The sequence below is a fragment of the Pediococcus argentinicus genome, assembly GCF_001437605.1.
Classification (GTDB): domain Bacteria; phylum Bacillota; class Bacilli; order Lactobacillales; family Lactobacillaceae; genus Pediococcus; species Pediococcus argentinicus.
On sequence record NZ_JQCQ01000004.1, the window covers coordinates 28,000 to 40,823 of the forward strand.

The window sequence follows — 12,824 nt, forward strand, 5'->3', positions numbered from 1 at the left end:
TATCTTATTTCTTATCGTTTAAATCCTGGCTCAACATTTTATCCTTTTGTTTTTTGAGTCTTTTTTCGTACATATCATGTCCTTGACCCCACAGCGTAAGCAGAATAAAAATACCAATAGCAGCCTCCAAGAAGTCACGGAAACCTAAACTACTAGACTTCACCAAAATGTATATGATTCCTAACGTTCCTAAAAGTGGAATGATTCCACACAACCAAAAGTATTGTGTATTAGCCAATCCAAACACTTCTAAAAGTCCGATTCCAATTATTACAACATAAAACAAAATCTCATTCATTATTTTTCTCCTTTTCATATAAAGAAATTATTTGTTTTGCAGCAGCATAGGTGATTTCTTCCGATGTGACCATTCGCATTACATTTACAATAAATGGATCCTCATACTTCTTTTCAATCAATCCAATTTTTTTAATAACCTCATCTAATCGAAGCCGAACTGTTGGATAAGATACTGAATAATCTTTTGCCACCTGTTTTAAAGAGCCAGACGCTAAAATGAACTTCTTAATAAAGTTCATATCTTCTTCTGGTATTTCTTGATACCAATTATCCATTTTGACTCACTTCCTATTATTCATTACTTTCCACTTTAACATTATTAAATAAAAGTTCAATATTATTAATAATATCCATTATTTTTGGTCTTGTATTACAAAATGCGTAATATTTTGTTACACAACTGTAACAAATGATGTATAATGAATTCATAAAGGGTTATACAAAAACTATGGGTGGTGTTAACAATGAAAAAAGTAATGACATTTTTAATTGCAATGGTAAGTGGTTTATTTCTATTTTTTGGTGTGAATGAGATGGCAAGTGCCTCTACTACCAAATCCGTTAGCATCCCTACTAGTCTGCGTGGAACTTTCTATTATGCTAATGGTGAATCAGTTCACATCTACAAGAACAGTTTTGACCAAGGTGGTAGCGACCGTTTGAAGGTTGTTCGCATAGAAAAAATGGATCATGGTTACACGTTACTCAGAACTAATAATTCAGATCCATTGATCGTTAAAAAAGCTCGCTTTGGTTTAACAACATTTGGTTTCCCCGGCTACATCAAACTTTACAATGCAAAGAATGCACCAAAACCAGTACTAACAATGACAAACTCAAATAAGAAACGTTCAACATTAACTTACAAAGCAAAAAAAGGCACTGTTGTTCGTGCATACGATGCATATGGTCGTCTATTATTCTTAAACACTCGTGCTTCAGGCAAAAAGACAGTCACAAAGAGCAGCTTGAAATTACGTAAAAACCAACAAATTATCTTTGTAGTAAGCTACTACAACACAAAGAGTAACTTCTACGGATATGTAAAGAAATAATTCCATATACAAAAAGCTCTAAACCAAGTTTTATTCAAACCTGGTTTAGAGCTTTTTTAATATTTAAATAACTAATGAAAGCAACATAACGGTTATCAATCCAACAATAACTGACATTGCCATTGAACGGGTAAAGTATGCGATTAAAATTACCACAATTGCACCGATAATAAGTACTAAGTTTCCTGTTGTAATGAATGTATATGTTTTTGAAATGAAGATTCCTTTAACAACTAACGCAGTGAATAGCGAAATTGGGACGTACTTCATCCAGCCGTTAAACCATTCTGGAATTTCACGTGTTGAAAAGAATAAGAGTGGAATGTATCTGGGCGCAAAGGCCACAAAGAATCCCAATATGATCAGCAATAAGTGATCTAATGTACTATGTTCCATAAGATGTTTCTCCTAGATTAAAGAATTGAATCTGATTCATCCTTCTTTTCCAGCGGTTCAACGACGGGTCCCGAAGTTCCGGCGGCTCCTAAATCGTTTAAAAGGCCACTGTTTGGCTTGTGTTTCGTAAGATAACGTTCGATTGCGTAACCTGTAAATGAAGCGATTAAGGTTGATGCAACTAAGCCTAACGTACTCTTAGTGATGATCAGACAGAATGCAGCTAAGGCACCTGAGAAGATACAGATGATTAATGATAGTCGACTTCTAACCTGCATAACGATCATGTAGATAAACAAGGCTGTTAGCGCAAAATCAACTACTTCTAAATTAATCTTCAAGGCACTTCCGATAAGTGATCCAATCACGTTAGAAACTGACCAGAATAATAACGACCAGTGTTCAACCTGAAGAGCATCTTTTGGTGACCAATTCTTATCAGTAGCGAACTTCAAATAGTTAACCGCATAGTTTTCATCATTCAAAGATAGCGCGAATGTAAAAATAAAACGGTGATTTTCACCTTGAAGATACTTAGAAAGACTTGATCCTAGAAGCGCATATCTTAATTCTAGAAAGAATAGCATTAATATGATTGTTAAAATTGGAGCGTTTACTGTTAACATTTGAGCGATTAAGAACTGGGCACCACCAGAAAAGATCATTACGGAAGCAAGTCCAGCTAAAATCGAATTAAAGCCTGCAGCATGCAATAAAATCCCACATGCAATTCCAATTGGCGTATAGCTTAAACAAAGTGGCCATGCCACTTTGAAAGTTTCCTTCCAACGGGGCTCTGTAGTAACTTGTTTCAAAGCATTTCCTCCACAAAATACAGATAAATAGTGCTCTAACACTATATAAATAAAGACTGCGAGACCATTTTAACATGTTAACAAAAATTTTAATACCGTCTAATTGCTGATTTTATCTAAAAACAAGGTTATTAATTGAATAGACTGGCGATCCAGCGTCCCGCTAGGACAAAAATATTAGCTTTTTCAATCTTGTTTTTAGAATGTAAAGTGACCTTTGCCCCATATTTAGTATTTAGGAATTGGTCGTTAGCATTCGTACGGTTTAGTTCAGCTGTAGCCACAGTTTTCTTTGAATCAATCGGAGCTTGAAGCTCTTTATTCTTTAATAGTTTTTTATTGATTACTAAAGAACGAACTTTAACTTGTGACTTTTTAGCTGCATTTAGCCAATAAACGACTTTTTTACTGTTTTTAAGTTCCACCATTTGTTTTTTAGCATTGGGAACCTTCACAGCATTAGCACCGTTCAATGTACTGTTTTTCTTAATAATTTTAGGATAATAAGTTTTTTGGACGTATTTATAAAGTGCTGTACTGTCCTTGAATCGAGTATCCTGATCATCTTTCGATGCCATCACAACCGAAATAACCCGACGATTACTGATTTTAGTCGTTCCAGTAAAACATCCCTGAGCCAAATCAGATGTACCTGTCTTCAAACCATCTGATTTGAAATTAGCATCATAATCCTTCCCGCCTTTAAGGAGTTCATTATGATTAGTGATTTCCATTTCTGTAGCACCAGTATTGAATTTTTCATGGAACTTGCTGGTAATCTTCAGAACTTCCGGAAAATCTTTAACTAAATGAAAAGCAATCTTACCCATATCTTTAGGTGTCATTAGATTTTCATCGTTTGGAGCAGTATGTGGGTAAGCGTCGGAACCAATCTGCTTTTCTGCTAATCCTGCTGCGTTATAGATTTTAGCGTCTTTGATTCCCCATTTAGTAGCTTGAACACGCATTTGATCAATAAAAGCTCTTGATGAACCTGCTTCAGCGTTACCCAATGCAATAATTGCAGCATTAGCTGATGTAATTAAAGATGCATTAAGTAAGTCACGAACTGAATATGATTGCCCTGCCTTTAAAGGAACGTTGGTTAATTCCTTATCGTTACTAACTTTTTCCAAATTAGCACTGATCTTAACTTGGTCATTCCAGTGCATCTGACCTTTTTTGATACTATCTAAAATAATATAAGTTGAAAGTAGCTTTGACATTGATGCAATCGCACCGATTTTGTTAGCATTTTTTTGATATAAAATTTGTCCGGTACCAGCATCAAAAACTAATGCTTTCTGAGCGCTAATCTTAGGTTGGTCGTCAGGTTTTGCCATTGGAGCAGCAAAGCCACTGACCGCAATCGACATTGTAGTCATAAAAGTAACAACAGCAATAAATATTTTTTTCAAGTTATTTCCCCCAGATGATACTTATATCCTTTAATATAGATGAAAAATTTCGTGACGTCCATATCTTCAATATAAATAGAACAAAAAAACATTGATTGTATTACTAACAACCAATGTTATTTAGTACGTGCTTCATATTTAAGTGGTAATTGAATGATAAAACTGGTCCGTTCATCCGTTGAATGAACGTCAATTGTTCCGTGATGCATTTCAACTATGCTTTGCGCGATTGCTAATCCAAGCCCAGTTCCGCCAGTTTCTTTAGACCTTGAGCTTTCTACTCGATAAAAGCGTTCAAACAACTGACTTTGAGCACTTTCTGGAATCTTCGCTCCATCATTTGCAACTTCAAAAATGACTTCATCACCAATTTGGTGAGCATTTAAAAAGATATTCTTACCACCAAAACCATATTTCAACCCATTAATAATCAAATTATTAAATAGACGTCCTAATTTTTCTGCATCACCAGTCATCACTAGATTCTCTGGTTCACAGGTTGAAGTGATTTCCATTCCTTTTTGGCTAGCTTCTAACTCAAAACTAGCTGCTAATTGTTCAAGCATGGAGTTCACATGGATTTGATTGATTTCTAAATGCGGATCAGACTGGCTAACCTTTGTATATTCAAATAAATCATCCACCAAGGATTTCATCTGATGAGACTTCAAATAAGCCGTGTGAGTGTATTTTAATATATCGTCCTCATCTTTGTACTGATGATCTTCAATCAGCCTCAGATAGCCCATAATTGAAGTCAGTGGCGTCCTAATATCATGTGAAACATTCGTAATCAGGTCATCCTTAGATTGCTTGATTGCTCGTTCTTCATCCATCGAATGAATAACACTGTCTACCAGCGCATTTACACTATCCACAACTCGTTGATGGTCACCCTTTAAGTTAAATGGAATCCGGTGATCAAAATGACCATCAGCAATATAATGCAATTCTGCAATGATATGACGGAGTTGCATTTGCTTATAACGCCGTTCCAATCGCCAATAAACAACCCACACATCAGCAATTCCCATCAATACGATAAATAGGTTTTGGTAACTCCAGAGTTGATATGTTCCAATATGAATTGAGCGCTTAGCCATAAAAACGGCTGATGATAATCCCGGATTGTTCTTCAATGCGCTATCCAAAATAACAAAAATCGACAAATTAAGAAGGAGTAACAAGATAACTGTTATTACTCCTTCACCGATTAATTCAGATTTTTCGCGTCCTGTAAGTTTCACAGTCTCTAGCTCCTGTTATCTTAATTTAACTAGTGTGAGACTACCTTATAGCCCACACCCCAGACAGTTTCGATCACTTTTTCACCGCCGGTTGCTTCTTCGATTTTATCTCGTAAGTGACTCACATGAACCATAACAGTCTTAGCTGAGATAATACTTTCTTGTTGCCATACTCGCTCAAAGATTTCATCAGCAGAGAAAACCCGATTTGGATGTCCTGCAAGTAACTGTAAGATACCAAATTCAAGTGCTGTTAGTTGTACTTCTTTGCCAGCTAAAGTTTTAACTTCATGGGAATCACTGTTAATAGTTAGTGGTCCAACATCCAATACTTCAGGTGTATTGCTAGTGATTTCATTTTCACTGCGACGAAGCAATGATTTAACACGTGCCATAACTTCTAGTGGGTTAAATGGCTTGGTTACATAATCGTCGGCACCCGTTAGAAGTCCCTTAATCTTATCCATATCCTCAGCTTTGGCAGAAAGCATCAAGATTGGTAAGTTAGAGTCTTTACGAACTTCCTTAATAACATCGATTCCGTTCATCTCAGGCATCATCACATCCAAAATCATCAAAGCAATATCTGGATCTGTGTGTAATTTAGTTAAAGCTTCTTTACCGTTATATGCTGATACTGGTGTGTATCCTTCGTTTTTAATGTAAATATCTAAGAGTTCAACAATTTCTTTATCGTCATCAACAACTAAAATCTTCATAATTTAAGCTCCTCTACTACGCTTATTTTCTTTAGTGTAGCAAATTTATAAATAAATACTGCTAAAAAGACTGCTACTTTAGCAATCTTTAAACAATCACTGTTCTTCCAGAGCTAAAAGTTCACGCTTAATTTCCACTCCGCCCCGATATTGACCGATGCTTCCGTCCTTCCGTAGCACGCGATGACAAGGGACAATCATCAAAATCGGATTGCGTGCAACTGCTGATGCAACCGCACGAATGGCTGTTGGATGTCCGACTTTTTCAGCTAACTCACTGTAGTTAATCGTCGAACCACAGGCAACCGATCGTAATTGCTGCCAAACTGACTTTTGCAATGGTGTCCCAATTTGAACATCCAAGGAGATATCAAAAGTAGTTCGTTTACCAGACAAATATTCTTTTAGTTCTTTAATTACACCACTATTAGCTTTCTCATCATGAATAATATCCGCACCATGATAGATATCATCAATCTCTTTGAGTGACTGATTTGGTGAGCCAACGAATGCCAGACCTTTTTTGGTTGAAGCAACTATGTAAGTACTGCTATTCCAACTCAGCTTGCCATAGTACAATTTCATCTTCGTACCCCCATTCATATCTAACTGTATTTTAAACAAAAAGACCTAAAACAAAAACTACTTTGTTTTAGATCTTCTACTTTACTTGTGATAATTAGGTGCAACTTTAGTCATCTGAACATCATGTGGATGTGATTCAACTAAACCAGCATTTGTAATTTGAATAAATTGAGCTTTATCAGCTAAATCTGAGATAGTAGCTGCTCCAACGTAGCCCATTCCAGAACGTAAACCACCAAGCATTTGGAAAATGATGGCTGAAACAGAGCCTTTATAAGCTACTCGTGCTTCAATACCTTCAGGAACTAGCTTGTTAGCTTCATTAACGCCACCTTGGAAGTAACGATCAGCTGAGCCATGTTCCATAGCACCAACTGAACCCATTCCACGATAAGCCTTAAATTTCTGACCATTTTCTTCAATAATTGAACCTGGAGTTTCGTCTGTTCCAGACAGCATACTACCAAGCATTACTGCAGATCCGCCAGCAACGAGTGCTTTAACAATATCGCCGGAGAACTTAATTCCACCATCAGCAATGATTGTTTTACCATATTCACGAGCAACACTTGCAGCATCATAAATAGCTGTGATTTGAGGAACACCAACACCTGCAACAACACGAGTTGTACAAATTGAACCAGGACCGATACCAACTTTAACAATATCAACACCAGCATCGTATAGTGCTTTTGTACCAGCAGCGGTTGCCACATTACCAGCAATCAATGTTTCCTTAGGGAACTTAGCTCTATTTTCACTGATTTTACGAAGTACACCAGCTGAATGACCATGAGCAGTATCAATCACGATTGCATCTGCACCGGCTTCAAAGAGTGCAGCAGCACGATCAAATGTATCACTTGTAACACCGACAGCTGCAGCTACTAACAAACGACCTTGAGCATCAACAGCTGCTTTAGGAGTTTCTTCTAAATTAACGTCAGTAGCTTTAACTTTAGCGACTTCAGCTGCTTGTTGTTCAGCAGCCATATTTTTATGAATAACTCCCATACCACCTTGGCGAGCCATTCCAATTGCCATAGCAGATTCTGTGACTGTGTCCATTCCGGCACTAATAATCGGAATATTTAGCTTAATATTATCAGCCAACTGAACAGAAACATCAGCCTCGTTAGGAAGTACGTGGCTCTCAGCTGGAATCAAAAGAACATCATCAAAAGTTAAACCTTGTTTAGTAAATTTATTATCCCAATTAGTCATTAGAATCTCCTTTTATTTAATTTTTAGAATAAACCGCCAACGATATTGTAACGACGTCTGAACAACCAACGACCACCAAATGCAAGAGCAGCCAAGATTACATAACCAAATGCTGGTAATGTTGGGTTAATTACTGATGGAATTACTGAGAATACCATGTAAGCAACAATCCATGCTAGAACTGCTGCTGTAGTAACACCAATTTGACGCCAGAATGTTGGGCGTTTTCCACCGTTTGAACTTGGGTAAAGCCATTTGTAGACATAACCCATTCCAATACCACCAACAGCTGAAGTTCCGATAATTGCTAGAAGACCAGCAGGACCGGGTGACTTAACAATAGCTGCTGGTTGGAAGAATGCCATCAATGCATACATAGCAGAGAATAGTGCCATGAAAATCAAACCATTATCAACGGCACGTAACCAAAGATTATCAGTTGTTTGTGCGCCGATTTGACGTTTAGGTCCGTGCACGATTTCTTGCATGTGTTCAGTTGGTGTTCCAAAAAGCTGTTTAGCTGTCTGACCTTTCTTTTGGCCTTCTAGTAATTTAGCTTCGGTATCATCTAATGCTTGTTTTAACTTGTCAGCATCAATTTTCTGATCAGCAAGTTCTTTTCTTAGACGGAACATGAAGTCTGCATTACGTTTTGTAAGTTCAGCTTTTTTAGGTGTACTTGCTTCAGTTGTTTCAACTGCCTTTTCGGCATCCTCAACCTGCTGTTTACCAGCATTACGAGGTTGTTGTTCTTCACTCATATGCTCTTTCTCCTCAATCAGTTTAAGTTAAACGTTAAATCTAAATTCAATAATATCGCCGTCTTGAACCAAGTAATCTTTTCCTTCAAGACGTAAACGACCTGCTTCTTTAACAGCTTGCATGCTGCCATTCTTATCTAAATCATCAAATGAAACTGTTTCAGCACGGATAAATCCACGTTCAAAATCGGAATGAATAACTCCAGCAGTTTGAGGAGCCGTCATACCCTTCTTAAATGTCCATGCACGTGTTTCTTTACCACCAGCAGTAAAGAATGTTTGTAATCCTAGCAAGTGATATGAAGCGCGAATTAAGCGGTTTAAGCCGGGCTCTGTAATTCCTTCAGCTTCAAGGAATTCTGCTTTTTCATCATCTTCAAGTTCTGCAATTTCTTGTTCACTTTCAGCTGAAATACCAAGGACTTCAGCATCAGGATCTTCATTTGCAACATAATCTTTGATTAATTTAAAGTACTTCGAAGCTTCTGGATCAGCCATATCATCTTCAGCAATGTTTGCCACGTATAAGATTGGTTTGGCTGTTAAGAGGAAGAGTCCCTTAACAATTGGTTGTTCTGATTCATCAAATTCAATTGTACGAGCTGACTTACCAGCTTCAAGGACGGGCTTGATTTTTTCTAGCACTTCTAATTCAGCCAAGGCATCTTTATCACGGCCTTTAGCAGCACGTTGTGTCTTTGCAAGTCGTTTATCAATGCTTTCCAAATCAGCTAAGATCAATTCCATATTGATTGTTTGAATATCTTCAATTGGATCAACCTTACCAGAAACGGTTGTGATGTTGTCATCATCAAAAGCACGGACAACATGGACAATGGCGTCAACTTGGCGAATGTTTTCAAGGAACTTATTTCCTAAACCTTCACCTTTACTAGCACCCTTAACAATTCCGGCGATATCTGTAAATTCAAAAGTAGTATGAACATTTTTCTTAGCTGGAATAATTTCTTGAATACGATCTAATCGAGCATCTGGAACCTCAACCATCCCAACGTTTGGGTCGATTGTAGCAAATGGATAATTGGCCATTTCTGCTCCGGCCTTTGTGATTGCGTTAAATAATGTTGATTTTCCAACGTTGGGTAATCCAACGATTCCTGCTGTTAATGCCATTTATGTCACACTTTCTTGTTTTGTTTTTTAATGTAGATATAGATTAAGTTTACCAAAAAAAGGCTTTAATTCCTATGGTACAGAGTAACAAAAAACAGCGTTGTTAAAAGTTATTTCAAACTTACCCAACTCTGTTCTGTATTTCTTAGTCTGCTGATAGTATTTTCTTTAGCTTTCGTTCAAATTCACGACGTGGCAGCATTACAATATGACCACATCCGAGGCACTTGAGCTTAATATCCATCCCCATACGAACGATTTCCCATTCGTTAGTTCCACAAGGATGTGGTTTCTTCATTTGTACAACAGTGTGTAAATCGTATTCCATTCTGGCCACCTCTTAATCTAGCGAAATATTTAAAATCTCGAGAATCCGATCCAGCTCATCAACTGAATCATAATTGATTTCTATTTTACCCTTTTGTTTAGCATTATACATAACCGTTGCTTTAGCACCGAGTTTTTCTTGAAGCTGGCTTTCGATTTCTTTGATAAATGGTGACTTAGCTGTTTCATGTGAAACCTTTTTAGCCTTCTTCTTATCTTTGGCATTCATCTGGTTCACGATTTCTTCTAACTGACGAACGGTTAGTCCATCTGTCAAAGTTTTCGTAGCTAATTTTTCAAGTTTCTTAGGATCCTTTAAGCCAAGTAATGTTCTTGCTTGGCCCATTGATAAGGCACCTTTTTGGAGCATCTCCTTAACTCGAACTGGCAATCCTAATAGTCGTAAGTAATTAGCAATGTATGGGCGACTCTTACCTAAACGTTCAGAAACCTGATTTTGAGTAAGATTCAACTCCTGCATCAATGACGCATACGCTTCGGCTTCTTCTAATGGAGACAAATCCTCACGTTGTAGATTTTCAACGATGGCAGCTTCCATTGTAGCTTCATCAGAGAAATTGCGAATCACTGCCGGAACTTCTTTCAAGCCGGCTAAGAGACTAGCTCGAAAGCGACGTTCACCAGCAATAATTTCATAACGCTCAACCGAACTAATTGGCTTTCTCAATACTAACGGTTGATAAATTCCTGATCTGGTAATTGATTGTGCTAATTCTTCTAACTTATCTTGATTAAAAATATGTCGCGGTTGAAACGGATTAGGTCTGATATCATCCACCGGAATCATCGAGTAGTTGCCATGACTAGCTTCAATATCGGTGTTTAACATGCTTTTCTCAAGTTCTCTCATTATTAACTCTTTTCTCCAATTGGTTCTTTGTTAGGAGTTCCTGGTTTACGTGGATACTTGTTAGGGGTATCTTTGGTCTTTTCAATCACTACCAAATGACGTTCTCCTTCGTCATTAGGTAAAAATAGTTTTTGGTCACTAATTAATTTGCCACCTAAAATAGTGATGGCTTGTTTAGCATTTGTTAGTTCCTGTTCCGTACTAGCAGCTTTTAAAGCAATGAAATAGCCATTTTTCTTAACTAAGGGAAGACACAGTTCACTTAAAACACTTAAACGCGCTACTGCTCGGGCCGTTACTAAATCAAATTTAGCGCGGTATGGAGATTTTTTACCACCAAAAGTTTCAGCACGATCATGGACTAATTCAACATCTGTTAAGCCAAGTTCGTCGACTAGTTGCTTTAAAAACGTAATTCGTTTATTGAGCGAATCAACAATAGTAACTTTCAAGCTTGGAAATAGGATTTTCATAGGAATAGATGGAAATCCAGCTCCGGCTCCAACATCACAAAGACCAGCATTTTCTGTGAAATAATCAGGTATTTCTAGTAATGGTATGATCGAATCATAGAAATGCTTTAAGTACACTTCACTCTCTTCAGTGATGGCAGTTAAATTAACATTTTCGTTCGTTTCCACCAGCATTTTAAAATAGATTGCAAATTGCTGCATCTGATCATCAGTCAGATTCCAGCCTTGTTCACTTAACTTTTGTCGAAATTCTTCTGGATTCATGTCCTACCCCTTGTGAAACATTTTTGTTTCATACTCTATATTCAACTTTAACCAATTTGGATTATTTTTTCAATGGTATATATTTCAAGAGGTGAAAATGAAATATTTAGAGTTGGGCGGACACAAAAAAGCTAAGAAGAAGTATCCACTTCCTCTTAGCTTTTAAGAATAATTTTTAATACTTAATGTTTAACAAATTTGTCTTCTTCACATCTGCAATTGTCTTTGCTCCAGCAAGTTGCATGATGATTTCTAATTCGTTGTCAATATGTTCAAACACTGATTGAACACCTTCTGCACCACCAAGAGCTAATCCATAAAGCACTGGACGAGCAAAGGCAACTAAGTCGGCACCACTTGCCAAAGCCTTGAATACATCGGATCCACGACGAATACCACTATCAAAGATAATTGGAACACGGCCATTTACGGCCTTAGCAACAACTTCCAAAACATCAAAGGAAGCTGGGCCACCATTTAATTGACGACCACCATGGTTAGAAACATAGATACCTTCTGCACCAGCTGTGATTGCACGAATGGCATCTTCAGGTGTTTGAACACCCTTCACAATAACTGGTAACCCACTGTATTCTTTGATTCGACGAACATCATCTGGGCCAATCTTTTGAGCAGCAGAAGCATAAATTTCAGCAATTCCTTTACCCTTACCGTCGCCATCACTGTAGCTAGCAAGGTTAGCCATTGGCAATGGGAATGCAAAATTGTTAATAATATCTGATTCACGGTATCCATCAACGGTTAAAATGATTGCTTTAACGTTTGCCTTCTTAGCTTCATCTAATAAATATTCGTTAAAGTCCCAATCCTTACTCATATAAAGCTGGAAGAATTGTGGTGCATCTGGAGCAGCAGCGGCAGTATCTGCAATTGAAGTTGATGAGTATGTGCTTTGAGCCATCAATCCACCAACAGCTGCAATACCTTTAGCTGTATCAGTTTCACCTTTTGAATGTGACAATCCTTGAGCTGCAGCAGGCGCCATCATTACTGGTGTTTTCAAATCGATACCGAACACTTTTGTATCTAGTTCAGGTTTTTCAATATCACTCAATGCCTTAGGAGCAATTTGACGATGTTGGAAAGCTTTGCGGTTCATTGCAAGTGTCCAGTTGTCTTCTGATCCACCTGAAATATAACCAAATCCACCAGTTGGAATAATTTTCTTTGCTTCTGCCTCTAATGATTCAAGGTTAATAATATCTAATTTTTGT

The 12,824-nt window shown here is 37.5% G+C and carries 16 protein-coding genes; 1 reads left to right on the forward strand and 15 read right to left on the reverse strand.

Annotation, left to right across the window (positions count from 1 at the left end; genetic code table 11):
• Positions 1-4 precede the first annotated feature (4 nt).
• Together IV88_RS01630 and IV88_RS01635 are read right to left on the reverse strand one after the other, a co-directional pair.
• Positions 5-298 (reverse strand): hypothetical protein, encoded by a 294-nt coding sequence (locus IV88_RS01630; protein WP_057798049.1) that lies wholly within the window; start codon positions 296-298, stop codon positions 5-7.
• Positions 291-575 (reverse strand): DUF2089 family protein, encoded by a 285-nt coding sequence (locus IV88_RS01635; RefSeq protein WP_057798051.1) that lies wholly within the window; start codon positions 573-575, stop codon positions 291-293. The genes IV88_RS01630 and IV88_RS01635 overlap by 8 nt, the downstream gene beginning before the upstream one ends.
• A gap of 189 nt (positions 576-764) precedes the next feature.
• On the opposite strand from IV88_RS01635, the gene IV88_RS01640 reads away from it, so the two are divergent.
• Complete coding sequence (locus IV88_RS01640; protein ID WP_057798053.1) at positions 765-1,355, forward strand: hypothetical protein; 591 nt, start codon at positions 765-767, stop codon at positions 1,353-1,355.
• Positions 1,356-1,418: 63 nt separating this feature from the next.
• On the opposite strand, the gene IV88_RS01645 is transcribed toward IV88_RS01640, so the two are convergent.
• From IV88_RS01645 to IV88_RS01705, 13 genes are all read right to left on the reverse strand, one after another.
• Positions 1,419-1,751, reverse strand: coding sequence for an AzlD domain-containing protein (locus tag IV88_RS01645; protein ID WP_057798055.1), 333 nt, complete (start codon positions 1,749-1,751; stop codon positions 1,419-1,421).
• A 17-nt stretch (positions 1,752-1,768) separates the two neighbouring features.
• Entirely contained in the window at positions 1,769-2,566 is a 798-nt protein-coding gene (locus IV88_RS01650; RefSeq protein WP_057798057.1) for an AzlC family ABC transporter permease, read from the reverse strand.
• 131 nt (positions 2,567-2,697) lie between these two features.
• Positions 2,698-3,984 (reverse strand): serine hydrolase, encoded by a 1,287-nt coding sequence (locus IV88_RS01655; protein ID WP_057798058.1) that lies wholly within the window; start codon positions 3,982-3,984, stop codon positions 2,698-2,700.
• Positions 3,985-4,100: 116 nt separating this feature from the next.
• A complete protein-coding gene (locus IV88_RS01660) occupies positions 4,101-5,231 on the reverse strand; it encodes a sensor histidine kinase (RefSeq protein ID WP_057798060.1) in 1,131 nt (376 codons plus the stop codon).
• Positions 5,232-5,260: 29 nt separating this feature from the next.
• Positions 5,261-5,950 (reverse strand): response regulator transcription factor CroR, encoded by a 690-nt coding sequence (gene croR / locus IV88_RS01665; protein WP_057798063.1) that lies wholly within the window; start codon positions 5,948-5,950, stop codon positions 5,261-5,263.
• Between the two features lie 96 nt (positions 5,951-6,046).
• Positions 6,047-6,535, reverse strand: coding sequence for a methylated-DNA--[protein]-cysteine S-methyltransferase (locus IV88_RS01670; RefSeq protein WP_057798065.1), 489 nt, complete (start codon positions 6,533-6,535; stop codon positions 6,047-6,049).
• An 81-nt stretch (positions 6,536-6,616) separates the two neighbouring features.
• Entirely contained in the window at positions 6,617-7,759 is a 1,143-nt protein-coding gene (gene guaB, locus IV88_RS01675; RefSeq protein WP_057798066.1) for an IMP dehydrogenase, read from the reverse strand.
• Between the two features lie 23 nt (positions 7,760-7,782).
• Positions 7,783-8,520 carry a DUF1129 domain-containing protein gene (locus IV88_RS01680; RefSeq protein WP_057798068.1) on the reverse strand — a complete coding sequence of 246 codons (738 nt, stop codon included), beginning with the start codon at positions 8,518-8,520 and terminating at the stop codon, positions 7,783-7,785.
• Between the two features lie 27 nt (positions 8,521-8,547).
• Positions 8,548-9,654 (reverse strand): redox-regulated ATPase YchF, encoded by a 1,107-nt coding sequence (gene ychF, locus IV88_RS01685; RefSeq protein WP_057798070.1) that lies wholly within the window; start codon positions 9,652-9,654, stop codon positions 8,548-8,550.
• Positions 9,655-9,799: 145 nt separating this feature from the next.
• Entirely contained in the window at positions 9,800-9,982 is a 183-nt protein-coding gene (locus IV88_RS01690) for a DUF951 domain-containing protein (protein WP_057798072.1), read from the reverse strand.
• A 12-nt stretch (positions 9,983-9,994) separates the two neighbouring features.
• Complete coding sequence (locus tag IV88_RS01695; RefSeq protein ID WP_247594468.1) at positions 9,995-10,831, reverse strand: ParB/RepB/Spo0J family partition protein; 837 nt, start codon at positions 10,829-10,831, stop codon at positions 9,995-9,997.
• A 23-nt stretch (positions 10,832-10,854) separates the two neighbouring features.
• Positions 10,855-11,589, reverse strand: coding sequence for a 16S rRNA (guanine(527)-N(7))-methyltransferase RsmG (gene rsmG / locus IV88_RS01700; RefSeq protein ID WP_057798076.1), 735 nt, complete (start codon positions 11,587-11,589; stop codon positions 10,855-10,857).
• A 175-nt stretch (positions 11,590-11,764) separates the two neighbouring features.
• Positions 11,765-12,811 (reverse strand): lactate oxidase, encoded by a 1,047-nt coding sequence (locus IV88_RS01705; RefSeq protein ID WP_236698590.1) that lies wholly within the window; start codon positions 12,809-12,811, stop codon positions 11,765-11,767.
• Between the last annotated feature and the right edge of the window lie 13 nt (positions 12,812-12,824).

Excerpts from the sequence above, each read along its gene's own strand:
- IV88_RS01630 (WP_057798049.1), bottom strand. The coding sequence starts at position 298 with ATGAATGAGATTTTGTTTTATGTTGTAATAATTGGAATCGGACTTTTA.
- IV88_RS01635 (WP_057798051.1), bottom strand. The coding sequence starts at position 575 with ATGGATAATTGGTATCAAGAAATACCAGAAGAAGATATGAACTTTATT.
- IV88_RS01640 (WP_057798053.1), top strand. The coding sequence starts at position 765 with ATGAAAAAAGTAATGACATTTTTAATTGCAATGGTAAGTGGTTTATTT.
- IV88_RS01645 (WP_057798055.1), bottom strand. The coding sequence starts at position 1,751 with ATGGAACATAGTACATTAGATCACTTATTGCTGATCATATTGGGATTC.
- croR (WP_057798063.1), bottom strand. The coding sequence starts at position 5,950 with ATGAAGATTTTAGTTGTTGATGACGATAAAGAAATTGTTGAACTCTTA.
- IV88_RS01670 (WP_057798065.1), bottom strand. The coding sequence starts at position 6,535 with ATGAAATTGTACTATGGCAAGCTGAGTTGGAATAGCAGTACTTACATA.
- guaB (WP_057798066.1), bottom strand. The coding sequence starts at position 7,759 with ATGACTAATTGGGATAATAAATTTACTAAACAAGGTTTAACTTTTGAT.
- IV88_RS01680 (WP_057798068.1), bottom strand. The coding sequence starts at position 8,520 with ATGAGTGAAGAACAACAACCTCGTAATGCTGGTAAACAGCAGGTTGAG.
- ychF (WP_057798070.1), bottom strand. The coding sequence starts at position 9,654 with ATGGCATTAACAGCAGGAATCGTTGGATTACCCAACGTTGGAAAATCA.
- IV88_RS01690 (WP_057798072.1), bottom strand. The coding sequence starts at position 9,982 with ATGGAATACGATTTACACACTGTTGTACAAATGAAGAAACCACATCCT.
- IV88_RS01695 (WP_247594468.1), bottom strand. The coding sequence starts at position 10,831 with ATGTTAAACACCGATATTGAAGCTAGTCATGGCAACTACTCGATGATT.
- rsmG (WP_057798076.1), bottom strand. The coding sequence starts at position 11,589 with ATGAATCCAGAAGAATTTCGACAAAAGTTAAGTGAACAAGGCTGGAAT.